24 protein-coding genes are annotated in these 24,475 nt (G+C 47.0%); 17 read left to right on the top strand and 7 right to left on the bottom strand.

The window, feature by feature from the left end; translation table 11 throughout:
* Window positions 1-25 precede the first annotated feature (25 nt).
* The 14 genes from MKY75_RS14230 (at window position 26) to MKY75_RS14165 (ending at window position 13,559) form a co-directional block, all read left to right on the top strand.
* A complete protein-coding gene (locus MKY75_RS14230) occupies window positions 26-679 on the top strand; it encodes a redox-sensing transcriptional repressor Rex (protein ID WP_029517369.1) in 654 nt (217 codons plus the stop codon).
* Complete coding sequence (locus MKY75_RS14225; RefSeq protein WP_069011508.1) at window positions 666-1,967, top strand: amidohydrolase; 1,302 nt, start codon at window positions 666-668, stop codon at window positions 1,965-1,967. Before MKY75_RS14230 ends, MKY75_RS14225 begins: the two co-directional genes overlap by 14 nt.
* Before the next feature lie 37 nt (window positions 1,968-2,004).
* Window positions 2,005-2,529, top strand: coding sequence for a cell wall elongation regulator TseB-like domain-containing protein (locus MKY75_RS14220; RefSeq protein WP_039271118.1), 525 nt, complete (start codon window positions 2,005-2,007; stop codon window positions 2,527-2,529).
* A gap of 446 nt (window positions 2,530-2,975) precedes the next feature.
* Entirely contained in the window at window positions 2,976-3,509 is a 534-nt protein-coding gene (locus MKY75_RS14215; RefSeq protein WP_069011509.1) for a hypothetical protein, read from the top strand.
* The gene (locus MKY75_RS14210) at window positions 3,502-5,004 is read left to right on the top strand and encodes an AAA family ATPase (RefSeq protein ID WP_029517373.1); all 1,503 of its coding nucleotides are present in this window, start codon (window positions 3,502-3,504) and stop codon (window positions 5,002-5,004) included. The genes MKY75_RS14215 and MKY75_RS14210 overlap by 8 nt, the downstream gene beginning before the upstream one ends.
* 136 nt (window positions 5,005-5,140) lie before the next feature.
* Window positions 5,141-6,013: a 3-hydroxyacyl-CoA dehydrogenase family protein gene (locus MKY75_RS14205; RefSeq protein ID WP_029517374.1), complete on the top strand. Its 873-nt coding sequence runs from the start codon at window positions 5,141-5,143 to the stop codon at window positions 6,011-6,013.
* Window positions 6,010-7,206, top strand: a complete 1,197-nt coding sequence (locus MKY75_RS14200) for an acetate/propionate family kinase (protein ID WP_039271124.1) — start codon at window positions 6,010-6,012, stop codon at window positions 7,204-7,206. Before MKY75_RS14205 ends, MKY75_RS14200 begins: the two co-directional genes overlap by 4 nt.
* Window positions 7,207-7,336: 130 nt before the next feature.
* Window positions 7,337-8,632 carry an asparagine--tRNA ligase gene (gene asnS / locus MKY75_RS14195; protein ID WP_013310674.1) on the top strand — a complete coding sequence of 432 codons (1,296 nt, stop codon included), beginning with the start codon at window positions 7,337-7,339 and terminating at the stop codon, window positions 8,630-8,632.
* 3 nt (window positions 8,633-8,635) lie between these two features.
* Window positions 8,636-9,364, top strand: coding sequence for a DnaD domain-containing protein (locus tag MKY75_RS14190; protein ID WP_049816981.1), 729 nt, complete (start codon window positions 8,636-8,638; stop codon window positions 9,362-9,364).
* Between the two features lie 141 nt (window positions 9,365-9,505).
* Window positions 9,506-10,171, top strand: a complete 666-nt coding sequence (locus MKY75_RS14185; RefSeq protein WP_029517378.1) for an RNA polymerase sigma factor — start codon at window positions 9,506-9,508, stop codon at window positions 10,169-10,171.
* Entirely contained in the window at window positions 10,168-10,638 is a 471-nt protein-coding gene (locus tag MKY75_RS14180) for a hypothetical protein (protein WP_029517379.1), read from the top strand. Before MKY75_RS14185 ends, MKY75_RS14180 begins: the two co-directional genes overlap by 4 nt.
* 94 nt (window positions 10,639-10,732) lie before the next feature.
* Complete coding sequence (locus MKY75_RS14175) at window positions 10,733-11,998, top strand: multi-tm2 domain protein (protein ID WP_340885717.1); 1,266 nt, start codon at window positions 10,733-10,735, stop codon at window positions 11,996-11,998.
* Between the two features lies 1 nt (window position 11,999).
* Window positions 12,000-12,782 carry a hypothetical protein gene (locus MKY75_RS14170; protein ID WP_340885714.1) on the top strand — a complete coding sequence of 261 codons (783 nt, stop codon included), beginning with the start codon at window positions 12,000-12,002 and terminating at the stop codon, window positions 12,780-12,782.
* 165 nt (window positions 12,783-12,947) lie between these two features.
* Window positions 12,948-13,559 carry a flavin reductase family protein gene (locus tag MKY75_RS14165; protein ID WP_069011515.1) on the top strand — a complete coding sequence of 204 codons (612 nt, stop codon included), beginning with the start codon at window positions 12,948-12,950 and terminating at the stop codon, window positions 13,557-13,559.
* A 541-nt stretch (window positions 13,560-14,100) separates the two neighbouring features.
* On the opposite strand, the gene MKY75_RS14160 is transcribed toward MKY75_RS14165, so the two are convergent.
* From MKY75_RS14160 to MKY75_RS14130, 7 genes are all read right to left on the bottom strand, one after another.
* Window positions 14,101-14,757 carry a methylthioribulose 1-phosphate dehydratase gene (locus MKY75_RS14160; RefSeq protein WP_165146907.1) on the bottom strand — a complete coding sequence of 219 codons (657 nt, stop codon included), beginning with the start codon at window positions 14,755-14,757 and terminating at the stop codon, window positions 14,101-14,103.
* Window positions 14,757-15,428: a 2-hydroxy-3-keto-5-methylthiopentenyl-1-phosphate phosphatase gene (locus tag MKY75_RS14155; RefSeq protein WP_340885711.1), complete on the bottom strand. Its 672-nt coding sequence runs from the start codon at window positions 15,426-15,428 to the stop codon at window positions 14,757-14,759. The genes MKY75_RS14160 and MKY75_RS14155 overlap by 1 nt, the downstream gene beginning before the upstream one ends.
* Window positions 15,425-16,636 (bottom strand): 2,3-diketo-5-methylthiopentyl-1-phosphate enolase, encoded by a 1,212-nt coding sequence (locus MKY75_RS14150; protein WP_165146885.1) that lies wholly within the window; start codon window positions 16,634-16,636, stop codon window positions 15,425-15,427. The genes MKY75_RS14155 and MKY75_RS14150 overlap by 4 nt, the downstream gene beginning before the upstream one ends.
* Complete coding sequence (gene proC, locus MKY75_RS14145; protein ID WP_029517386.1) at window positions 16,633-17,499, bottom strand: pyrroline-5-carboxylate reductase; 867 nt, start codon at window positions 17,497-17,499, stop codon at window positions 16,633-16,635. Before proC ends, MKY75_RS14150 begins: the two co-directional genes overlap by 4 nt.
* 39 nt (window positions 17,500-17,538) lie before the next feature.
* The gene (locus MKY75_RS14140) at window positions 17,539-18,831 is read right to left on the bottom strand and encodes a glutamate-5-semialdehyde dehydrogenase (protein ID WP_039271142.1); all 1,293 of its coding nucleotides are present in this window, start codon (window positions 18,829-18,831) and stop codon (window positions 17,539-17,541) included.
* 12 nt (window positions 18,832-18,843) lie between these two features.
* Window positions 18,844-20,049 carry a glutamate 5-kinase gene (proB, locus tag MKY75_RS14135; protein WP_069011518.1) on the bottom strand — a complete coding sequence of 402 codons (1,206 nt, stop codon included), beginning with the start codon at window positions 20,047-20,049 and terminating at the stop codon, window positions 18,844-18,846.
* Window positions 20,050-20,290: 241 nt separating this feature from the next.
* On the bottom strand, window positions 20,291-21,472 hold the full coding sequence (locus MKY75_RS14130) for a pyridoxal phosphate-dependent aminotransferase (RefSeq protein WP_029517389.1): 1,182 nt from the start codon (window positions 21,470-21,472) through the stop codon (window positions 20,291-20,293).
* A gap of 176 nt (window positions 21,473-21,648) precedes the next feature.
* On the opposite strand from MKY75_RS14130, the gene MKY75_RS14125 reads away from it, so the two are divergent.
* The 3 genes from MKY75_RS14125 to MKY75_RS14115 all read left to right on the top strand — a co-directional run bounded on the left by MKY75_RS14125 (window position 21,649) and on the right by MKY75_RS14115 (window position 24,426).
* Window positions 21,649-22,467, top strand: coding sequence for a carbon-nitrogen family hydrolase (locus tag MKY75_RS14125; protein WP_069011519.1), 819 nt, complete (start codon window positions 21,649-21,651; stop codon window positions 22,465-22,467).
* 22 nt (window positions 22,468-22,489) lie between these two features.
* A complete protein-coding gene (locus MKY75_RS14120) occupies window positions 22,490-23,770 on the top strand; it encodes a helix-turn-helix domain-containing protein (RefSeq protein ID WP_340885708.1) in 1,281 nt (426 codons plus the stop codon).
* A 236-nt stretch (window positions 23,771-24,006) separates the two neighbouring features.
* Window positions 24,007-24,426: a hypothetical protein gene (locus tag MKY75_RS14115; protein WP_029517392.1), complete on the top strand. Its 420-nt coding sequence runs from the start codon at window positions 24,007-24,009 to the stop codon at window positions 24,424-24,426.
* Window positions 24,427-24,475 lie beyond the last annotated feature (49 nt).

The following is a 24,475-nucleotide window of genomic DNA, read 5'->3' as shown; positions in this document are numbered from 1 at the left end:
TTCGTTACAATTAGGGGGAGCAAGTATGAAATCAGATAAAATTTCAGAGGCTGTCGTACGGAGGTTACCCGTATATTTACGTTATCTGAATGCACTGCACAAACGGGAGGTGGCTACGGTCTCTTCTCAAGAGCTGGGACAGAGGCTAGATTTGAACCCGGCCCAAATCCGTAAAGATCTTGCTTATTTTGGAGATTTTGGTCGGAAGGGTATCGGTTATGATGTTTCTTATCTCATTGAGAAAATACGCCATATCCTGAAAATCGACCAACAAATTAATGTAGTATTGGTCGGAGCGGGTAATCTGGGGCAAGCCCTTTCGAATTATAACGCTTATTTAAAAGACAATATGAAGATTGTGGCGGTATTTGATGCGTTTCCGGATAAGGTAGGAACCAAGATCAATACATTGGTCGTGCAACCGATGGATGAACTGGAAGCGACTGTGAAAGAAAAAAACATTCGAATCGGGATTATTACCGTACCTGATTTTGAAGCACAGCACGTGGCTGATAGGCTTATTGATAGCGGAATTGGAGCGATCCTGAACTTTGCACCGACTACTCTCAAGGCACCAGCCAACATTCGGATTCATGCCACAGACTTTACAACTGATTTGCTTAGCCTCGCTTATTATTTGGAGGACGGAAAGGAAGAAGCACAATATGACAGTGAATAAATGGATGATTAAAAACGGATCTTTTGCCGTAAATGGACCAGAAGCAGGGGTAGTCCATGGTTTTATGATTGTGGAGGATAGTCGTATTACTTATATTGGCGAAACCTTGCCTGCGGGTGAGGAAGAGACGGAAGCGATCGATGGTAAAGGGCTATTGTTTTTACCTGGTCTGATCAATACTCATGGTCATGCGGCGATGTCTCTACTGCGTGGGCATGGAGATGATTTGGCACTTCAAGTATGGCTTCAGGAAAAAATGTGGCCTATGGAAGCCAAGTTTACATCTACAGACGTGTACTGGGGTACGTCCTTGTCTGTGCTGGAAATGCTGAAAGGTGGAACAACAACCTTCCTCGATATGTACGATCATATGGATGAGGTGGCTCGTGTGGCTGAAGAGTCAGGTATTCGTGCAAGTCTGATGCGTGGAGCAATTGGACTATGTTCGGAGGAAGAACAGCGAATCAAGCTGGCAGAGGCCGTGACTTTTGCGCGTAACTGGCACGGTAAAGCAGACGGCCGTATTACAACGATGATGTCACCGCATGCGCCATATACATGTCCACCTGCGTTTATTGAAAAATTCGTACAAGCTGCGCATGATCTGGACTTGCCACTGCATACGCACATGTCTGAGACGATCGCCGAAGTAGAGCAAAACGTACGCGACTACGGTTTGCGTCCGGTTGCACACTTGGATAAGCTTGGCTTTTTCTCCCGTCCTTCGCTTGTTGCCCATGGCGTTCATTTGAACGACGAAGAAATAGCTTTACTGGCAGAACGTGGTGTAGCGGTTTCCCACAATCCTGGCAGCAACTTGAAGCTGGCAAGTGGTGTGGCAAGAGTGCCTGAATTGCTGCGTGCAGGGGTTACGGTTTCTCTCGGAACGGATGGTCCTGCCAGCAATAATAACCTGGATATGTTCGAGGAAATGCGTCTGGCAGCACTTATTCACAAGGGTGTATCCGGTGACCCTACGGCAGTTCCTGCAAGTGAAGCGCTGCGTCTGGCAACAGAATACGGTGCAAAGTCGATTGGTTTAAAAGAAGTAGGAGCGTTGGCAGCAGGCAACAAGGCTGACTTTATCGCGTTGGATCTGAATCAGGCACATTTCTTGCCGCGTACAGATCTTATTTCCCATGCGGTATACTCTGCAAGCGCCAAGGACGTGGCTCATGTGTGGGTAGACGGTCGTCAGGTTGTGAAAAACGGCGAATGCCTGACTATGGACGAGGAACGTATCAAACATGAGGCACAAGCCGCCTTTGAAGGGCTGCTGTCGCGCTAATTCAGGTGTCACATCCCCTTAGAGAGGAAGCACGGGTTTGAAAAATAAGAAAAAATGGATAGCGGTCGCCATTTTGGCCGTGATACTGATCCTGGTCAGCATTTTCTGGTATTATTCCTATGTTACTCAAGACCAGGTGGCTGAGAAAAATGCCGCTATCATTAAGGCCAAGCAATCAGGTGGTCTGGTTAGCACGACTCAAACATGGAAGTCTGTGTGGGATCAGGTATATTGGGTGGTTCAAGGGAAAAATGCACAGAATGAAAATATAATGGTATGGGTTCCTTTTCAAAAAGTGGAGGGACAACCTAACGTACCTGCCGCAGATAATAGCGGTGTTCATACCGAGCTGCTGAAGAACGGAGTCGACGAGCAAAAAATGACGTCGCTAATTCAGCAGCAGCTTCCAGGTGTAAAAATTGTAAGCCTCCAGCCGAGTGTGTTCAATGGCGAATATGTGTGGCAGCTGTTTTACGATGATGGAAGCCATCATTACTATGCCTTTTACCGTTTTTCAGATGGGGGAGCGACGGGGGTAAAGTATACTTTGCCCAATAACTGAGCTGGTTGAGGATCAGCAGATGTGGAATGAATGACTAGTAAATGATTAAAAGCTCAAGAAAAAGACGTAAATGCGATGAAATTCGTATTTACGTCTTTTAGTCTTGCTATGCCGTAAAGATGAGCTGAATGCCAGCGAAGCATCTTTACCTACCCAACTTCTCTCCTAAGGCAAATTCATCTTTATGGCGGGCAACAGCGATCGTAAGATCAAATCCTACACGCAGCGTCCCACCTCCACCATAACCAAAGATTTTGCCTCATCACAACTCCTCCACACATTGCCTTCGATTTTAGATATACGTTATGATATACTATATTTTATAAGTGATAGACAAAAATGATAGAAAAAAGAATTGCTGATCACTGTAAGATCATGCAATTTGGTTGTTTGTTGACATTCGTCCCGTTTCTTCTGAGTTTTACATTTTGAGAGGAGGATGTTGTTTGAAATTGCGTGCAGTTCCTATCGTTGTGGCGGCAGTTTTGGCAGCTTTGCTGCTATTTGGGGGATGGTTCATTTACCGTCAGGTTACAATGCAAAGTCCTCTGGAAAAACTGGTTTCTCAATATCCAGGCGTGACAAGCGCTCAAATAGATATTAAACAGGATCAGGTTGTATTGAAACTAGATCTCAAACCGCAGGCGGATGTGGCCGGATTGGTCGATGTAGTTAAGCAAAAAGGACAATCCATCATTGGCAGCCGCACCATTAAGCTCGATATTGCAGACCGTTCCAATACAGCACTGAATCAATGGTGGTCTGAGGCTATGTTTCCTGTAGCCGAAGCGATGGAAAATAGAAAGTATACTCAAATTTCATCTACAGTTGAGCATATGAAAAAGAAAAAGACGGGTATCAAAGCTGATACCGACATGGATTCGAACAATGTCTATATCCGACTCAGCGAAGGGAAAGCGACCAAGTTTATCGTTTTGCCACGTCAATCTCAGCAGATGGGGGTATGGCCTAATGCCTAGATGGATCAAGGAAATATTAATCGGCATTGTGCCGGTAACCATTATATTTCTCGTTTTTATTGGGGTAAATATTATCCCTCTTCTAGTTGCTGGTGTGATGTTCAGCGGCTTGTTAATGCTCATGCATGCTCGTGGAGGCTTGGCCGTAGGTGCTGGGCAAGAACGTAAACGTAAAAAAAATGGCCCGGACAAGCTGACTTTTGAGGAAATCGGTGGGCAAGAAAGCGCTAAGCAGGAGCTGCGTGAGGCCTTGGATTTTTTGAATCGACATGATGAAATCTCCAAGTTTGGTATCCGTCCATTAAAAGGCGTTTTGCTCACAGGTCCTCCGGGAACAGGAAAAACACTGATGGCTAAGGCAGCGGCACACTATACTAATTCTGTTTTTGTTGCAGCCTCAGGTAGTGAATTTGTTGAAATGTACGTTGGTGTTGGAGCAGGTCGTGTGCGTGAGTTGTTCCGGGAGGCACGTACTCGTGCAGCCAAGGAAAAGAAGGAAAATGCAATTATTTTTATTGACGAAATCGACGTAATTGGTGGTAAACGTGAGGGTGGACAGCAACGAGAATATGATCAGACTTTGAATCAGTTGCTGACAGAAATGGATGGTATTTACTCGGTAGATACACCGCGGATTTTGATCATTGCGGCAACAAACCGTAAAGAAATGCTGGACAGCGCCTTAACGCGCCCAGGGCGTTTTGACCGTCATATTCAAGTGGATTTGCCTGATAAGAAGGGCCGTCTTCATATTCTTAAAATTCATGCCAAAAACAAACCGATTCAGGAAGATGCGAATCTGGATAAAATTGCTGAGGAATCTTATGGGTTTTCTGGCGCACAGCTGGAGAGCGTAATGAATGAAGCGGCAATCTATGCGATGAGACAGGATCAGAAAATGATTGCACAGAAACATCTGTCGATGGCAATTGACAAAGTGATGATGGGTGAAAAGACAGATCGAGAATCGACCTTGGAAGAGAAAAAACGTGTAGCGATCCATGAACTGGGACATGCTATTATGGCCGAAATTGTTCGTCCTGGTAGCGTAAGCCAGGTTGCACTTAGCCCACGTGGGAAAGCGCTTGGGTATGTGCGCCACAATCCACAGCAAGAGCATTATTTATACACCAAGCAGTATCTGGAGGAGCAGATTATGATCTCGCTCGCAGGGGCTACGGCAGAAGAAATGTACTATGGCGGTCGAAGTACCGGCTCTAGTAATGATTTTGAGCAGGCGCTGAACATCGTCCATACGATGATGACTTCCGGTTTGACTTCACTTGGCATTATTAACATGGAAATGGTAACGAAAGAAGAACTCATGCGGGAAAATGGCGAGATTATGGCTGACCTGCATACCCGAACTTTGGAACTGCTGGAAAAGCATCGTCCTGTGTTCGACAACTCACTTGACATCCTAATGAAGGAGGAAACTTTGTCTGGAGACCAATTTAGATGTCAATTTAGTGAAAATGCTTTATTACCAGCATAATTTTTTATGCTGGTTATTTTTTTTTACTTTTAGTCCGTGCTAAGATATTATTATCTATTGGGACATAAACATGTATTTTTCGACAAAGAAGGATACAATATATGAGAGTGACCAGGAAAGGGTGGAGTTAAGAATCATGCAATTTAAAAAAATCGGCGTCATCGGCGGCGGCACCATGGGACAGGGGATTTCTGAAATGCTCGCGTCCAAAGGAATCGATGTGCTGCTGGTAGAGCAGACACCAGAGAAACTAGACTACGCCTACAATATGATTGAAACGAGTCTGGACAAACAACTGGAAAAATGGGCAATTACTCAAGCTGAGAAAAAATTGATCTTATCCCGTATTCAGAAAGTATCCCATTTAGCGGAGCTCGGCAGCTGTGATATGGTCATTGAGACTATTACAGAGAATCTGGACGAGAAGAAAGCAGTGTTCCAAGAGCTGGACCATGTGTGTCCAAACAATATTATTCTTGCAAGTAATACATCCACGCTGAGCCTGACCGAGCTTGCCAGCTCGACCAAGTATCCAGAGCGTGTTATTGGTATGCACTTTATTTATCCAGTATCCCGTATTGATCTCGTAGAAATTATTCGTGGTTTAAAAACTTCGGATGATACCTTTGAAAACACTAAGATGTTCGTGGAAGAAATAGTGGAGAAAAAAGGAGTCATGATTTATGAATCTCCTGGATTCGTAACAAGCCGGATTATCTGTCTGCTGATTAACGAAGCGGCCCATGTACTTCAAGAAGGCGTGGCTTCCGCTGATGATATCGATGACGCTATGCGAATCGGCTATAACTTCCAAAACGGTCCTTTGGAAATGGCTGACCGCTTTGGTCTGGATTCCGTTTTGGCTGCTCTGGAGCGTATGTTCCGTGAATTTGGTGAATTGAAATATCGTCCGTCCATCGTACTGAAGAAAATGGTGCGTGCAGGTAATCTGGGCGTGAAATCGGGCGAAGGCTTCTTTAAGTACGACAAGGATGGTGACCGGATATGAAAATTCTCGTAATCAATGCAGGGAGTTCTTCCCTGAAATACCAATTGTATGATATGACGGACGAGTCCGTTTTGGCAAAGGGATTGGTAGAGCGCATCGGTATGGATTCCTCCATTCTGACGCATAAGCCAACCAATAAAGAAGAATACACCGAAGTTAGCGAAATTTTGGAACATACTACAGCCATCCGTAAAGTGCTGAACGCACTCACAGATGCTGAACATGGTGTAATCTCCAGTACTAGCGAAATTCAGGCTGTGGGCCACCGTGTGGTTCATGGAGGCGAAATCTTCAAACAGTCTGCAGTTGTAACGCCTGAAGCGAAGAGTGAAATCCGCCGCTTGTTTGACCTGGCGCCACTGCATAACCCTGCTTCCATGATGGGGATTAAAGCGGCTGAATTGAATATGCCAGATGTACCGCAGGTTGTAGTATTCGATACCTCGTTCCATCAAACCATGCCTGAAAAAGCTTATATGTACGCCATTCCAAGAGTGTTGTACAATAAGTACAAGGTTCGTCGTTACGGTGCCCACGGTACTTCTCATGATTTTGTGAGTAAGGAAGCAGCCAAATTCCTTGGTCGTCCTTTGGAAGACCTGAAGATTATCACTTGTCATATCGGTAATGGTGGTAGTGTAACAGCAGTTCAAGGCGGTTTGTCTGTTGATACTTCCATGGGGATGACTCCACTGGAAGGCCTTATGATGGGTACTCGTAGTGGTGATTTGGACCCAGCAATTGTACCTTATGTCATGAACAAAGAAGAATTGACTGTCAATGAAGTCAATTCCATGCTGAACAAGCATAGTGGACTTTTAGCTATCTCCGGTATTAGCAGTGACATGCGTGAAATCACAGAAGGTATGGAAAAAGGCGAAGCTAATTCTACATTGGCATTTGAAATGTATGAATACCGTCTGCGCAAATACATTGGATCGTATGCTGCCGCAATGAACGGGGTAGACGTAATTGCATTTACAGCAGGTGTAGGCGAGAACTCCATCGTTCTGCGTAAGAGAGTGTTGGAGCAATTGACATTCCTCGGTGTCGAGCTGGATGAATCGTTGAATGCTATTCGTTCTGGCGAGCCTCGCCGGATCACAACTGCAAATTCAAAGGTAGAAGTACTGATCATTCCAACGAACGAAGAACTGGTTATTGCCCGCGACACGTTCCGTCTGGTTCAGTAGTTCGGTTCAAGTGTAAACTTTATGCATGTGGACTATTGTTTGAGTTCCACATGCACCAAACAGCGAGAGCAAACAGCCTGACCCAGGGGGAAGGGCTGTTTGATTTTCGGTTAAGAGGAGAGAGACGGTCATGACGAATAAAAGTACGATTGCCCAAGTGGGTCGCCATGTAGGGGAAACGGTTACAATCGGCGCTTGGGTAAACAATAAACGATCTAGTGGTAAAATTCAGTTCCTGCAACTGCGCGATGGTAGCGGGTATATTCAAGGGGTTATCGTGAAAAGCGAAGTGTCCGAGGATATTTGGAATGACGCCAAATCCTTGACTCAAGAAAGCTCCCTTTACGTTACTGGAGTGGTGCGTGAAGAACCGCGTAGCCAATCGGGCTTTGAATTAACGGTTACAGGCATTGAGATTATTCATTTGACCGAAAACTACCCGATTACACCCAAAGAGCACGGTGTAGATTTCCTGATGGATCATCGTCACTTGTGGTTGCGTTCCGCCAAGCAACGTGCTGTTCTGATCGTACGGGCGGAAATTATCCGTGCTGTACAGGAATTCTTTAACGGCAACGGCTTTACGAAGGTGGACCCACCTATTTTGACTCCTTCTTCTGCAGAAGGCACAACAGAGTTGTTCCACATTAAATATTTTGATGAAGATGCGTATTTGACACAAAGCGGACAGTTGTACATGGAAGCCGCGGCAATGGCGCTGGGCAAAGTGTATTCCTTTGGTCCAACTTTCCGTGCGGAAAAGTCCAAAACACGTCGTCACCTGATTGAGTTCTGGATGATCGAACCTGAGATGGCTTTTGTGGATCATGAAGAATCCTTGCGCGTACAGGAGCAGTTTGTAAGCCATATCGTGCAATCTGTTCTGAAAAATTGTGCGAAGGAGCTTGAAACCATCGGACGCGATGTTTCGAAGCTGGAGCAAATTCAAGGCGAATTCCCACGTATTACGTATGATGAGGCGATTGCCTTCCTTCAAGGTGAAGGTTTCGATATCCCATGGGGGGAAGACTTTGGTGCTCCTCATGAAACGGCGATTGCCGAAAGATATAACAAGCCTGTGTTTATTACACATTGGCCGACACACATTAAGGCATTCTATATGAAACCAGACCCGACCCGTCCAGAGGTTGTTCTGTGTGCCGATATGATCGCTCCTGAAGGCTACGGCGAAATTATCGGGGGTTCCCAACGGATTGATGATCCAGCATTGATGGAAGAACGTTTTAACGAGCATAACTTGGCTCGTGAAGCCTACCAATGGTATATGGATCTGCGCACATATGGTACCGTTCCGCATTCTGGTTTTGGACTGGGCCTGGAGCGTACAGTAGCATGGATTTGTGGACTCGATCATGTACGTGAAACGATTCCGTTCCCACGTATGCTGTATCGTTTGTATCCGTAACCGATGACCGGATCATTCGACAAGACATCAGCGGCAGAATGGGCGGAGGGAGTAGCCTTTGCTATGGAAGCCGGAATGGTCCAGATTCCCTACGCCCTGCTCAAGCATTATCGAACACTTCGGCTGGCAGATGGCGAAATGCTGCTACTGATGCAGTTGCTTGCCTTCAAACAAGCGGAACGTAATGAATTTCCGACATGGGAACAATTGCAGGCCCGTATCGGATGCACTGCGAATGAAATCGCACTCTATTTCAGTAAGCTCATGAAAGAAGGATTTTTGAGAATTGATTCCGTAGAAGACCGCAGTTCATCTGTACAATTCGAACGTTACAATTTGACGGGGCTGTATCGTAAGTTGGCAGAATGTATGATCGCCGAGCGTAACGAGCAGCACGATGAAGATGACATTTTGTTTGCCGGAAAGCCGGATTTACTGAATGGAATATCGGAATCCCCGCTTACAGAAGAACGGAATTTGTTCACGATTTTCGAGAAAGAATTCGGGCGACCATTATCACCGATGGAATACGAGACGATCACCAGCTGGGTGGATCAGGATCGGTATCCCGAGGAGCTTATTTTGCTGGCTTTGAAGGAAGCGGTATTTGCAGGGAAGGTACATTTCCGGTATATAGACCGTATTTTGCTGGAGTGGAGCCGAAACCGTGTCCGTAATGCACAGGATGCCAAAGAATACGCCCAGCGATTCCGTGGTGGCGGACGCAATTAATGTATCGGTCTAAGCCTTTTAGGTAGTAGACTTATATATGAAGGCTGTTACTGCAGATTGGCTATTGTGCAATGAGGACAACATGGAATATCGCCTGTGCGCGTGAGCTAAGCCGAAATGAAGACGAGTAAATAGGCTTTAATGATAGAGGACACACCATTCCGTCAGGAGGGTGTGTCCTTTTTAAATTATTTTTTCGAAATATGCAGGGGAAGGAAATTTCCTGGCGTCTATAGTATTGGGAAGGGGGAGAGCGTCATTGATATAGAGAGAATCATTGAACGAATACGGTCTGGTGACCGGCAGGCGTTCCGTGAGATCGTAGAGCTGTACAGCAAGCATGTATTTCATATCGCCTATTCGGTGCTGCATGACAGCAAGGAAGCAGAAGATGCCGCGCAGGAGGCATTCGTTCAGGTGTACAAGTCTCTCCCCCAGTACCGGAACGAAGGTTTTAAAACGTGGCTGAGCCGAATTGCGCTCCACAAAGCGCTGGATATTAAGCGCAAACAGGACAGACGCCCCGCAGAGCTAATAGACGTCGCACAATCCCTTGTACAGCTCCCTTCCCGGGATGAGGATGTGCTGGCTCGTCTCATCCGCGAGGAGCAAATTAAAGAACTATCGCAAAAAATCGCTCAGTTGCCCCAGCAACATCGGGATATTATTCAAGCCTACTATATGCAAGGCAAAACCTACGACCAAATTGCAGAAGAGACGCAGGTAGCTTTAAAAACGGTAGAGTCGAGACTCTACCGGGCGCGACTATGGATTCGAAACCACTGGAAGGAGGAGGAATGGCAATGACTGACCAACAGGATAAACCGTGGATTGAAGGGAAATCGAATGACTGGCATGCTTACATTGCAGGAACTTGCACGATAGAGGAATCTGCCCGGCTGGAAAGGCTCCTGCTGGAAGACGAACAGGCGCTGATGTTATATCTTGTTGCACTGGAGCAATTGGAGTCAACTATGAAAGATTATTCTGCCTGGATGGATACGGAGCGCTTCACAGATCAGGTAATGGCCGTTCTTCCCGAGCTAGAAGCTGAACCGAGTCAAGTTATGTTCAAAAAACGCCGCTGGTTTGAAAAACCTGTGTTTCACTATGTTGTCGCCGCAAGCCTAACGTTGATCTTGTTGTCCAGTGGAGCCTTTGACAAAATGATGCCGCAAACAGACGGAAAGCCGATTCCTCCAAAAGAACGCGTCTCTTACAGTGAAGAGGTCATGCGAGCTACCACGACCTGGCTCGATAAATTAAAGCCCTAAATCTTCGGATAAAGGGTGAGACGAAAAACTCAAAAACAACAACCTTCAGATGGGGACTTCATTAAAATCCCATAAATAGAAAGGAAGTGTAGCGATGCCTTATACGGAAAGAAGCAAGCTCTTGGCATTTCTATTGAACATCATTCCCGGTGTGGGACACTATTACTGGACCAGAAAAGCCAATGCGTTTGTATACACCATTTTGTTTTTCGGATGTCTGGCGGGAGGATTATTTTTTTCAGTGGTATCAAGAGACGAATTACCTTTATTGGCCAGTATGTTTGTTGCCGCTCTTTTTTGGGGACTGAGTATGCTGCATATTATTATTAGCTTGTTGCGTTATGATCCTCGTGCAGCTGCTGTTCCATATCCCCCTCATGTAGGACCTAATCCATATGGTTATTACTCGCAAAGTGGGCCTTATGGACAGGCTGGTTTAACAGGAGAGGTACCGGAGGAGGCAACACACGCAGATACGGATTCACCGGGGGCAGGAATGGGATATGGCCCAGGCTATAACCATTATCAACAAGGACACTATGGTATGGCAGGATCACCTGCTTTTCAAAAAGGATCGGACAATGAACGATTTTTTACGATTTTGCTGTCGTTCATTCCTGGATTGGGACACCTTCACTTGGGCCTGATGCAGCGTGGTTTGTCTTTTCTGCTATCTTTCTTTGGCTTTGGAGCGATCCTCGTTTTTATTACCAGCATTACAAACGAATCCGGATTTTTGGCGTTTGCGGGCGTGTTACCGATCATTTGGCTGTATTGCATGTTTGATGCGGTGCAGCATGTACATCGCAAACAAGCGGGAGAAATGCTTCAGGACCGTACTTTGTTTGAGGAACTGGAATATGGAAGAGTCGAGGGACGGCGGAGTAAAATGCTGGCTACCATTTTATCGGTATTTCCCGGTGCTGGACATATGTATATCGGTATGCAAAAGCGTGGACTCCAGCTCATGCTTCTGTTTTTAGGAGGCATCTATGTACTGGACGTGCTGCATCTTTCACTTTTTTTGTTCCTGATTCCGGTGGTCTGGTTTTATAGCTTTTTTGATGCGTTGCAGCAAGTAAGCCGTTATGGACGGGAGCCGCTGATCGACAAGCCTGTGATCGGTATGTTTGCACAATATCACCGCTGGGTAGGCTTGGGGTTACTATTGCTAGGAGCCTATTACATCTTAATCAACGTATTAGTTCCTACTTTGGAACGTCTGTTTCCGAATGGAGAGATTTATAATTTGGTTGACATGTATCTACGAACGATTATCGTATCCTTATTGTTGATCGGCGGTGGTATTTGGATGATGATCGGGAATTCCAAATCTAAACGAGTAAAGGAGAAGCAATAGAATGGATACTGAATTTTCAAAGAGTGAGGCTCCCTTTAAGGGAGCCCATCATCCTCAGAGCGATGGAGGAGGCTCCACAGGTATATTGGGTACATCATCTAACAAAAATAATTCCTCTAAAGCGTCAAACGCTCCGGCAGGGGTGTGGAAAGTCGGAAGGCTGTCCATGGGACTTTTCCTCGTCCTGCTGGGGAGCATAACGTTTGCCTCCAAGTTTTGGGGAGCGGGCATACTGGACCAGGCTTTGACCTGGTGGCCTGTCGTTTTTGTTTTGCTAGGTTTGGAAATTTTAATGTATACTGCTTGGAAGGGGACGCGTGAGCGTATTCGTTATGATGTATTCAGTATGTTTATTACGGCGGTATTGGTTTTTTGCTGTATCGGATTTGCCTTGGTCAGTTCATTGGGGATCACTCCGCAAGTCAGAGAAATAATGAGTTCGGTTCAGGAAACAAGGGTTCTCCCAGACTGGCATGAAAAACTGCCTGCCAAAGTGAACAAAGTGATTGTACAGGGAGAAGATCCTTATGCGGTCAAAATTGACGCAACCAGCTCACCGGAAGTGCATGTGTTCGGAAGTTATGTATACACAGGCAAAGAGGACGAAATAAAGGGTCAAGATTTATATCAGACCAAGCAAATCGGCGATACCTTGTATGTATTACTGGGTCAAATTCCGACACGGTTTATGCAGACTCAACAGCAGCTTGATGTTACGATTGCTGTACCTGAGGGAATTACGGTTACTGTGCGCGATAGCCGAGGAAATATAATTGAAAAATAGGGAGATTTTCCGGCTCCAACTTTACATTTTGTATCATTCACGCGATACTTGAAAAGGAAGCCTGAGATGTCATCCATGTCGCTAACTAATGGTGCATTTGCTTATCAGGCGAAACTTGATGGTGTGCAGTCGAATAGCGATTGTGATCGGAAATGAGGGAGAAAAATGATTTCGTTGAATCCTGATACGCTTACAGGGCGTGAAAATTATAAGCTGTTGACCGGAAGTATTATTCCAAGGCCGGTAGCCTTTGTAACGACTTTGAGCAGCGAAGGGGTGCTGAATGGTGCGCCGTTCAGTTATTTTTCCATCGTTGCTTCCGAGCCGCCACTGCTGTCTGTATCCGTACAACGTGTCGATGGAGTATCCAAAGATACAACACGTAATGCGATGGAGCATAAAGCTTTTGTCGTACATATCACAGACGAGGACAATGTGGGAGCGGTGAATGTGACGGCTTCCCGTCTGTCTCCGCAGGAGAGTGAGGTTACACTGGCAGGCCTTACCCCGATAAAAAGTACAAAAATCGCAGTTCCCGGTGTGACAGAAGCGAAAATACGCATGGAATGTATTCTGGAACAGGTGATACCGCTAGGAGGCAAGGAGGACACACCTGCTTGTGATCTGTTAATCGGACGCGTAGTGCAGTATCATTTATCCGAGGAAGCGTACCAAAATACGTATGTGATTGCTAAGGAGTTGCGTCCAGTAAGTCGGTTGGCTGGGAACAATTATGCGAAGCTAGGAGAGCAATTCACGCTGGAGCGTCCCCAATAGGGGGCGCTTTTTTTACAGCATGCCTAAAATTACATCGGAAGGATTCTTATTCATCACATTTCCTTTATGAAGGCTATGTTTAATCTGAATGTTGATATTATTGTGGTGTTTCGAGAGCCAAGTGTTTAAAATGAGTCCCTATTTTGTTGGAGTTCCCTGATGAAAAAAACATTTGCCATTGACCATCGTTTAGTTTCCAAATGGAACTTCTTAATGACCTATTTCCATCGTCAATCGATTTAGTACAGTATGTTGAATGTACAAAATCTGACGACAACAACTTTATTTTAAAGTTGGTAATTATAAATGGTATGTAGTTCAAAGGAGCTCTATCATTTAAAAAAATTAATTGCAATGATTTGTCGTATTTTTTACCCGAAGAGCCATATCACCTCAACTAAGATTTTATGTCACCACTAGGATAGGAAACTTTTTTAATAAAAAAGAGAACGTACCGTGCTTTTCGCTCAGGCCCCGTTCTCGATATTCAATAACCGCTTTTACTAATAATGATACACATCTTTGAGACTTATGAGTTTATTTACTTCAAAGTTTTCAGCAGCAGGGAGCGATACGTCGTTTCAAACAAAAATTCAAACGCCTCCAAATGCTTTTTAGCCTCAAATACATCACGGCCCCACGCATAAATGCCGTGGTTACGCAATAAAATTCCAGGCACCTGATCATTCAGTACACCAGACACCAGCCTGGCAATCGAGGCAATATCCGCGTAATTAGGCAGCACAGGAATATCAATCGCAGCATTTTCTTCCCAAATGTTAAAAGCCTTGATCAGCTCAATACCTTGGATAGGTACAGCGCTTTGCTCACCATAATATTCGGAAATCAGATTGTTAAACACGGTATGCACATGAAAAACTGCTCCACAGCCTGTCAGGCGGTAAATTTCGCAATGGATGAGCGTCTCTGCACTTGGCTTGAGGTTTGTGGCTTCTGCTGCTTTTCCGTATTGGTCTACGAACAGAAAATCCTCAGGAGTGCGTTTGGTTTTATCTTTGCCGCTGGCGGTAACTGCAAAATAAAATTGTTCAGGATGAAAATCACCGATTCGGATCGACAGATTGCCGCTTGTGCCTGGGAACCAGTTACGAGAGGCGAATAGCTCCTTGACATCAGCGAGTTCTTCCAACGAACGGCGTTTTTCCTCGAATGAAATGTCTGCCAAGTTAAAACTCATTACAGTACCCCCTGTTTTTGCTTTAAATCCTCGATAATGTCATCAAATGTTTCAAAGGGGACATGTGGTACGCCAAGTTCTTGACACTTTAAAGTCAGATGCGAACGTGAGTACACAAGATTGGCAATTTTAGCTCCTTCAAAATCGGTTAGGCTGTCGCCGATCAAAATCCGTTCATATTGTTCGGAAGGGTATTGACGAATCACAGTCGTTTTACACATGCCGCAGTCATTTGTACACGGCTCCTCACATGGATGCGGCCACGTAATCTGGATGCGCTCCTCGGAAAAATCTGCTTTGTTGCAATAGATGTGGTCGTGTGGAATATCGAATGGTTTTAGCAATGGATCAATAAAAAAATCAATGCCGCCGCTGGTAACGAAAAATTCAATCTGATGCTCCCGTACATAGTCCAAAAAGCGTGCAAAGCCCTCGCGTATACCAGCTTGTCCAAGTACATATGAGATAATTTCGCCCTTTTGCTCCGAAGGCATCAAGGCGAACATCGCACCTACGCCTTCACGAATGGATGTATGCCCATTTACGATCTGATGCATGATGGGCTCACAGCCTGCAGGCTGAAAATGCTTCATAATGGCGACAATATTATCGCTGTTCGTAATTGTCCCGTCAAAATCGCAAAAAATGACGGGCTTCTTTGCTGTGCTCATCGTTCACCTCCCCATATGTCAAGCGCAGATTGCAGCTCGGGGTGAGTACGGGCGTATTCTGCCAGCGGGACATTCTGCTGTACGGCTTCAATCGCCTGCACAAAGGCGCGCCCACCGGCTTCTGTACCTAGCGGATGGCCGTGAATCCCACCCCCGGCGTTGACAACAACGTCAGTACCAAAGTCACGTACAATTAACGGCACGAGGCCCGGGTGAATCCCTGCGGAAGGGACAGGCATGCTGGCCTTCAGCGGTAGATCAGGGGTGATCAGTTCATCGCGGATCGCCATGTTTTCCTCACGCGGCATCGTCACTGAGCCGTAGGGAGAAGGGAAGAGGACGAGGTCAGCGCCAGCCAGCCGCATAAGCTGACCAAGTAGAACGGACGCCGATATACCATAATGTGGCGACGGATAAGCAGCTCCCGCCAACGAAGGATGAGCAGCAATTGGCACCGAGACGGCGGGATCGCTGCTAAGTTCATGCAGCACATCGTAACCGTAGGCCAACACGTTAAACAGTAACGCGTTGGCACCCGCGTCGATGGCCTTGAGAGCTTGCGTCTTAAGCTGCGAGGTCGGCCCCGTTAAATTAGCCGCATACAGCAGCTTTTTACCGGTTTCGCGCTCAGCCGCTTCGGCAGCTTTGATGCAGGCTTCGACTCGTTTCTCAATTGGTGTCAGCGCATTTTCAAACAAGATCTCGTCATCCTTGATCAGATCGACACCGCCGAGAGCCTGCCGGGTAAACTGTTCACGAAGTTCGTCCAAATTGAGGCCAATCACAGATTTGAAAATGCTCATGAGCAGAGGGCGATCATGCACGCCGAGCTGCTCGCGCAAGCCGCTGATACCGAATTTCGGTCCGGGAAAAGCAGAGCGGAAGGCTTCCGAGAAACCCAGCTTCGTTAGTTTAATTCGGCCGTCCATCGAAATTTTGCCGAAGACTGTGACCAGCAGTGCGGGAATATCCCGGCTGAAGTTGACATCCGGGTAAGCGATGGTCAGGTCGGCGTACCGTTCACCAGGACCTCCATCGTGAATATCCACAGAATGAACCGAGCCAAGATGCTTTTGCATCGCGTCCCGTTTGGCTTGCGGGAGCTCAGTCCAGCTGCCCACCGTCATGCCGATGGCAATAGATTGGGCCTTTTGGTTAAAATCGGCTTTGTCATCGTATACCCGGTAGGTCGCCAAGCAATAGCTCATTCAATTCCCTCCTTGAGTACAGCTCCCATCTCGCGGGATCGTTCAGCGCACCGCTGCACCGCCGCAATCACCGTTTCATAGAAGTCACCTTTGTCCAGCATTTCCAATGCAGCTACCGTAGAGCCATTAGGAGACATGATTTTGTGGCGAAGGGCAGAAGGCTCCTCTCCGGTTTGCTGTACCATGCGTGCCGCTCCAAGCGCGGTTTGCACCGTTAGTTCGTGCGCTTGCTCAGGGGTCAAGCCACCACGAATTCCCCCGGCAATCATGGCTTCCATCAGATAGTAGACATAGGCAGGGCCGCTTCCAGATATCCCGGTCAAAACATCCATTTTCTCTTCCTCTATAACCGTCACCGTACCTACAGATTCGAACATCGTAAGCACATTTTTACGCTGGTTTTCGCTGATCTCTTTGGAAAAGCTAATGCCTGTAGCTCCCAGCCCAATCGAGCTGGATGTATTGGGCATCGTCCGTGCGATCGGCTGCTTGCGACCCAGTAAGGTTTGCATCGTACGAATGGACAATCCAGCGATGACCGATATGATCAGCTGCTCATCAGACAGAAGTGGGCCGAGCTGTCCAAGTGCTTGTGCAGCATCCTTGGGCTTCATGGCAAGCACAATGACTGGAGAACGACGCAGAAGCTCGGTTTTGGCGGCATCCTCGGTTTGGTACAAGACTCCATATTGCTTTTGGAGTTCCTCAAGACGAGCCTGATTACTGCGGTTGATAACGGTAATACCACTACGTTTAACGACAGAACGAGCCGTCATTCCACGAATAATAGCCTCTGCCATTGATCCTGCCCCGAAAAACGTAATTTGCTCGTTAATTAAAACTTTCGTTTGTGATTCACACATAGATTCATAACCTCCAAGGATACGGATTGATTTTTGTTATTATTCCCTGATTTGTCCAGTACCGTACACGCGATATTTGGTTGAAGTCAAGGCAGGCAATCCCATTGGACCACGGGCATGTAATTTTTGTGTGCTGATTCCGATCTCGGCACCAAACCCGAACTCAAAGCCATCCGTGAAGCGGGTAGAGGCATTGTGGTACACGGCTGCCGCGTCCACTTCTTGCAGAAAACGCTCGACATGGGCTTGGTCCTCGGTGACAATACACTCAGAATGCATCGTACCGTAACGGGCAATGTGCTCCAGTACTTCGTCCAAATTGTCCACGACCTTGACGTTCATAATGTAATCATTATACTCGGTGCCATAGTCCTCTTCTGTGGCAGGAACAGCCCAAGGAGCCAATTCTCGTGTGCGTGCGCAGCCGCGTAGCTCGACCCCCGCATCACGAAAGCGTTCTGCCAATCCTGTTAAGTGTGCTTTTGCATAATCCGAGTGTACGAGCAGTGTTTCCATCGAGTTACACACGGACGGTCTTTGCACCTTGGCATTCAGTGTAATCGCTTCGGCCATTGCTGCATCCGCTGTAGCGTCCAAAAAGGTATGGCACACACCTGCTCCGGTTTCGATGACAGGTACGGTAGCGTTCTGAACAACATTTTGAATGAGTGAACGCCCGCCACGTGGAATAATTACATCCAGCAAGCCGTTCAAGGTGAGCATTTCGTTGACCGAGGCACGGTCTGAATCTTCAATAAGTTGAAGTGCCTCGCGTGGCACAGCTGTTGCGTCTAATGCCTGCTGGAGTACTTCGATAATCTTGCGGTTGGAGAAGAGGGCGGCCGAACCACCGCGTAGCACAACCGGATTACCTGTTTTCAAGCACAGGCCCGCGGCATCCACGGTTACATTTGGACGCGCTTCATATATGATGCCGATGACACCCAGCGGCACACGTATCTTCTCAATTCGCAGACCGTTTGGACGTTCAATTTGCTCAAGGGTGTCGCCGACCGGGTCAGGTAGTGCCACAATTTGGCGTAATCCTTCGGCAATTGCCCCGATTCGGTCCTCGGTCAGCGTGAGGCGGTCGAGCAGCGATTCCGATGTTCCCAATTCCCGTCCATGTTTCAGGTCATTATGGTTTGCTGCAATCAGCTCTTCAGTATGGTTTACTAGAGCTTCAGCCATAGCAAGCAATGCTTCGTTTTTCTGTGCTGTAGTCAGGCGATTCATGACCCCGGCACTTTTTTTGGCAAGATTCGCTTTGGTTCGTACTTCGCTAAACTGATTCTCCTCGGTTGTAGCTGTGTTTGTCGTTAAATCACTCATGTTACGGCCTCCCTACATACATAATGTAATCCATTCATCCCTGTGAATCACCTCAAGCCGGTGAATGGGACCAATTTTGCCCACAACCTCACCGCTCGGTAATCCTTGTACCATTCGAAGCTGTTCATCGTCATAATTGACGATGCCGCGTCCTAACACTTTATTTTCCGGTCCGAGCACCTCAACGACATCTCCGGCATGAAAGCTGCCCTCGACACGTCGTACGCCAACCGGAAGTAGACTGTGTCCTCCGTGAACCAGCGCGTCCTCGGCCCCTTCGTCTACATGCACCGCGCCCAGAGGGGTGGACATAAATCCAAGCCATTGTTTTTTCATCGGAAGTGAAGAGAGGTGAGTGTCAAAATATGTTCCCGGTCCGTGTCCTTCAACGGCTGCGTCTAGATCGCCATTCGCGCTTACACGTCCCACATATACAGGCACACCGCCGCGTGTAGCGACTTTGGCAGCTTCGATCTTGGATCGCATGCCGCCAGTACCTACAGACGATCCAGAACCTCCAGCTAATGCATAAATCTCCTCTGTAATTTCTTCGATACGTTCAAAACGTACGGCATTCGGATGCTTGCGCGGATCTGCCGTATATACGCCATCGGTGTCCGTAATGATAATCAGATGCTGAGCTTTGACCAGATTGGCAACCAGCGCGGACAGCATATCGTTATCGCCGAATTTCAATTCGTCAATTGATACCGTGTCATTTTCGTTAAAGATCGGGATAACCTGCTGGCGCAGCAATTCTTCTACGGTCATTCCGGCATTGTTCATCCGTTTGCGGATCAAAAAGTCACTACGGGTAAGCAGAACCTGCGCGATCACTAGGTCAAAATCTTTAAAAGCCTGCTCATAGGCCTGCATGAGAAGAGCTTGGCCAACAGCCGCTGCCGCCTGCTTTTCATGTAGCAGCTTAGGGCGAAACGGGTACCCAATCTCTCTGAATCCGGCGGCTACTGCGCCTGATGTAACCAGCAGCACTTCATAACCTTTTGCACGAAGCAAGCTGATTTCCCGGGCAAAGTAAGCGATGGCTTCCCGATTCAAGCCACCTTCCACTCCAGTTAGAGAGCTGCTACCGATTTTAATGACGATACGTGTTGACATGACGTCCACTTCCTTAATTTTACTCTTTTTAATGCAAAAAAACTTCCATCCTTTGTATGCAAAGGACGAAAGTTTGTGCTTCCGCGGTACCACCTTCATTGATGATTCATGATCATCCCACTTGAAACCTGTTAACGGCAGGGGCCGCCTGATTGCGCAGGGCGCTCGGGGATAGGAGTTGGGAGAGAGTCCAGGTAAATTCTTGCAGCCTATCGGAATTTACTCTCTGAACAGGACCGGGTCTCTCTTAATAGTCCCTTCAACGCGCTAAATGATATTGGATACAGAATACCACGAAAAGACCAGGTTTGGCAAAGAAGTTGTAGCTGGAAAATACGGATTAACCAAACAGGTTTAGCTTGCCAATTCGATCAGCCGCCTCGGTCAGTCGAGCTTCTGAGCTCAGCAGCCCCGCTCGCACATATCCTTCGCCGCCACTCCCGAAGCCGATCCCTGGAGCGACAGCCACCTTGGCTTCCCGCAACAACAGATCAGCAAAAGAAGTAGAAGTATAGCCCTGCGGCACAGGCAACCAACTGAAAAAGGAGCCGCTTGGGCGTGTCGCCTTCCAGCCGATTTGCCCAAGTGCATCATAAAAAGCGTTACGGCGCGATTCATAACGGGCAACCAGCTCGCTTACGCAGTTCTGCGAGGCCGTTAAGGCTGTCGCAGCCGCTGACTGAATGCCGCCAAACAAGCTTACATAAATATGATCCTGCAGCAGGTTAATCATCGAGATGATTTCGGCATTACCGAGCGCGAAACCAACACGCCAGCCCGCCATATTGTACGTTTTGGACAAGGTATAGAACTCAATCCCCACGTCTTTAGCACCCTTAGCCTGTAGGAAGCTTACCGGACGTTCGCCATCAAATCCAATAGCGCCATAGGCAAAATCACTGGCAACCACAATGCCGTTACGTTGCGCGAATTCAACCGTATCCTCGTAAAAGGAAAGTGGAGCAGTAGCCGAGGTAGGATTATTCGGATAGTTAAGGAACATTAGCTTAGCGCGGCGGCGGTCTTCCGCGGAAATGGCTTCATAGTCGGGCAGAAAACGATTCTCTTCCTTTAATGACAGAAAAGACATTTCCGCTTTAGCCAAGGCTACACCTGACCAGTAGTCCGGATAACCGGGATCAGGGACGAGACACATATCGCCGGGATTGAGTAAAACTTGCGGTAGCTGAACCAAGCCTGTTTTCCCGCCAAACAGGATGGCGACCTCGGTTTCAGGATTGAGCGTTACACCGTAATCCTCCTGATAGCGCTGGGCAACGGCTTCCTTGAGAAAGCTATAACCGCGAAATGGCGAATATTTATGATATAGCGGGTTATCTGCTGATTCCTGCAAAGCTTTTACAATATGAGAAGGAGTGGGGGTATCGGGGTTCCCCTGTCCGAGATTAATGACATCATGCCCCGCCGCGATTTCACGGTTTACATTTTGTACAAGTGTGGCAAAAAATTGAGTGGGTAACTGTTTCATGACGTCAGAGGAAGGAATAGAAAAATGAGTCATCCATGTACACGACCTTTTGGAATAGTTTAAGAAATAATCTATCACGATTTTACCGAGCTGTATAGGGGGAATTAAGCTTGCATGGTTGCGTAATCCAGACTGATCGGGCTATGATGGGAGAAAATACCGGACAATGGGTCACGAGAAGCTCCGGCTCACAAGGAGGATGAAGGATTTTGACGTATCAGGAAGCTCAGCCGTTCAGTGTTGCACTCATACAAGCTCACATAGAGATAGGAAATCCCCCGGAAAACCGCAGTCATATCCGAGCTTTAATGGAACAAGCGATGAAAGCCGAACTGAGGCCGGATCTGATTGTCCTGCCAGAAATGTGGAACACAGGCTATGCCTTGGAGCGCATTCATGAGCTGGCGGACAAGGAAGGAACGGAGACCCGGGCATGGATAGCAGCATTCGCTGCCACCCACCAAGTGAACGTAGTAGCTGGGTCGATCGCAGAGAAAAAAAGCGACGGTCATGTGTATAATACGATGCTTGTTTTTGACCGAACAGGCAGAGAGGTTGCTTCGTATTCCAAAATTCATCTATTCCGACTTATGGATGAAGAAAAATATTTGCAGCCTGGCGAAGAAAAGGTTTTATTCGCACTGGATGATGGGATTCAGGCAGGTGCGTCGATCTGCTATGATATCCGGTTTCCTGAACTAGCCCGCAGTTTGGCTCTGTCGGGCGCGAATTTGCTGATCGTACCCGCAGAATGGCCTCATCCTCGGCTGCATCACTGGCGCACCTTGCTGACCGCACGTGCTATAGAAAATCAAATGTATGTCATTGCTTGTAACCGGGTAGGTCGCAGCGGAGAAACTGATTTCTTCGGGCATTCACTTATTATTGATCCATGGGGAGAAATCATTGCTGAGGGCGGAGAGCAGGAGGAGATTCTCACAGGAACGATTGAGTCTGCCTTGGTGCAGGACGTGCGTGGTCGTATTCCGGTGTTTGAAGATCGGCGTCCCTCACTGTATGACCGATAATCAGTGTAGAAAGGAATACTCCATGCTTAAGGAACGCATTGAATTTTTGTGTAAAAAGAAAAACCTGTCCCGTAAAGAGCTGGTAGACGGGCTGGTGACACCTGCACATTTTGCGAATATACTGGCCGACCGTTACCCGTTAGCAGAGGATCTGGCTGAGCAAATTGCTGGGCGTTTAGGTGTAAACCCATCGTACCTCTTACGTGCAGCGGCAGAGGATGAGGAAACGCTGGCTACAGCGGATAAGATTTTTACAGAGCTGTCCAAGCTGGCTAATCCTGCCACGGAAGGCTATGTGGATCAGCTGGAGGATCGCAACGATTCACTGGTAGTGGAAATGACGACTTATTTGATGAAGGCCGTTTATTACCAGCAATTAAATGACCCAACGGCCTATGAATATTTACATCAAACCTATTTGAATTTTTATTTGGAGAAGTTTGGTCGTTCGGATGAGGTGGAGCTGCCCGCACCGCTAAAAAAAGCAATTTTATTTTATAAAATCCAGTATCTCCGCTCTAAAAATCATTATTATGATGTGCTGAATAACGTTACGCAGTTAATCCGATTGGTGGAAGAGGGGACGGAAAACTGGCTCAATGCGCAAAACATTATGATGGAGGCCTGCATTCAGGTTAAGCAATTTGATCAGGCGAAGCAGGTATTCGAGCAGACGATGCGAAGGGTGTATGATGATCGGCTTTTTCACCGTTTGACGGGCCTGTATGTAGCTTACAGCGGATATTGTTTTGCCATGGGTTCTGTACAGGAAGCACTGTTAACGCTGTCTATGGCTGAGGCCAATCTAGTCTATTTGGAAAATGCGGCAGATATGCTCACGACCATCCTGAACAACCGGATTATTATGCTGACATCGATTGGAGAGCTGGACAAGGCATTGGAGGAAGTAGGGCGTTTTGAAGCGCTGGTGAGTCGGGAGCGGGAGGAAATGCAGCAGATGATGCTGCCCGTTACGCTGATATATCGTTGTGAGATTGCGTTTGTGCGGAAAAATTGGGGCCTTCTCTCACAGCATTTGGATCAGCTTCGCCAAACCAATCTGACAACAGATCAGCAAATGGGGCTTGATTTTTATGAAAGCCAGTTTGCGCTTGCTCAGGGAAATCAGGACGCCTTTTGGATGCATGCCTTGCAATGCTTGCCTTATTTTGAAGCTCTTCAGCATCCAGCGCGGCTTGAACAGTTATATGAAACGCTGGCTGTGGTGTCCGAGGACAGTCGTCGTTATAAAGAATCATCTGCGTATTATCGTAAACTGGTCTACCTTTTAAGAAAAAAATAGTCAGAAATCATTCGCTTTTCACAAAACTATCGGATAGATCGTTCGAAAGAATACTCGGAAGTGTGCAAAATTTTGTGCGAACCGTGCCAAAGTTCAAAAATAAACCGACAAAATACAGGTTGAAGCTCCTGTTTTTCCGGTTTTTTTGTATGTGCCAAAACGTATTGTGATGTCAGGAACCGTCTTCTATACTGAATTCATAAGGTACGACAATACAAAATACGAGGTGCAACCACATGATGAACTTTTTCGGTAAAAAGAAAAAACAGCAGGATGCGATAGAACAAGCAGACCAACTGATGAATAAAGGCCTGTCAGGATTATTTATGAAAGGTCTAGTACCCAAAGAGCATCGGGAACAGATCAACCAAAGCCTAAATTCGGCAAGACAAGCTCAAACAGCGGCTAACGGTGGTTTGGCGATGGCAGCGACTGCGGTTATTATTTCGGTAACAGATACCGGGAAGCTCGTGAATTTTGATCCGATCGTAGTGCTAGTGCTAGATGTGACAGAAATTAACGGCAATCGATACCAAAAAACGTTGGAAACGCTCGTATCCAAGCTGCAAATCCCGCGGCCTGGAGATACGGTGGGTCTGGGAAGCAACCCGAAAAATCCATCAGAGCTGATCTATATGGGTCTGGTGACAGCGTAAAATGAATGAGGTGTTTCACCCTATCTTGCTGACATATATTTTAAACAGA

Origin of the sequence: Paenibacillus sp. FSL L8-0663, from assembly GCF_038008125.1 — a bacterium.
GTDB classification, from domain to species: domain Bacteria; phylum Bacillota; class Bacilli; order Paenibacillales; family Paenibacillaceae; genus Paenibacillus; species Paenibacillus polymyxa_D.
This window is presented reverse-complemented; position numbering and strand designations above follow the sequence as displayed.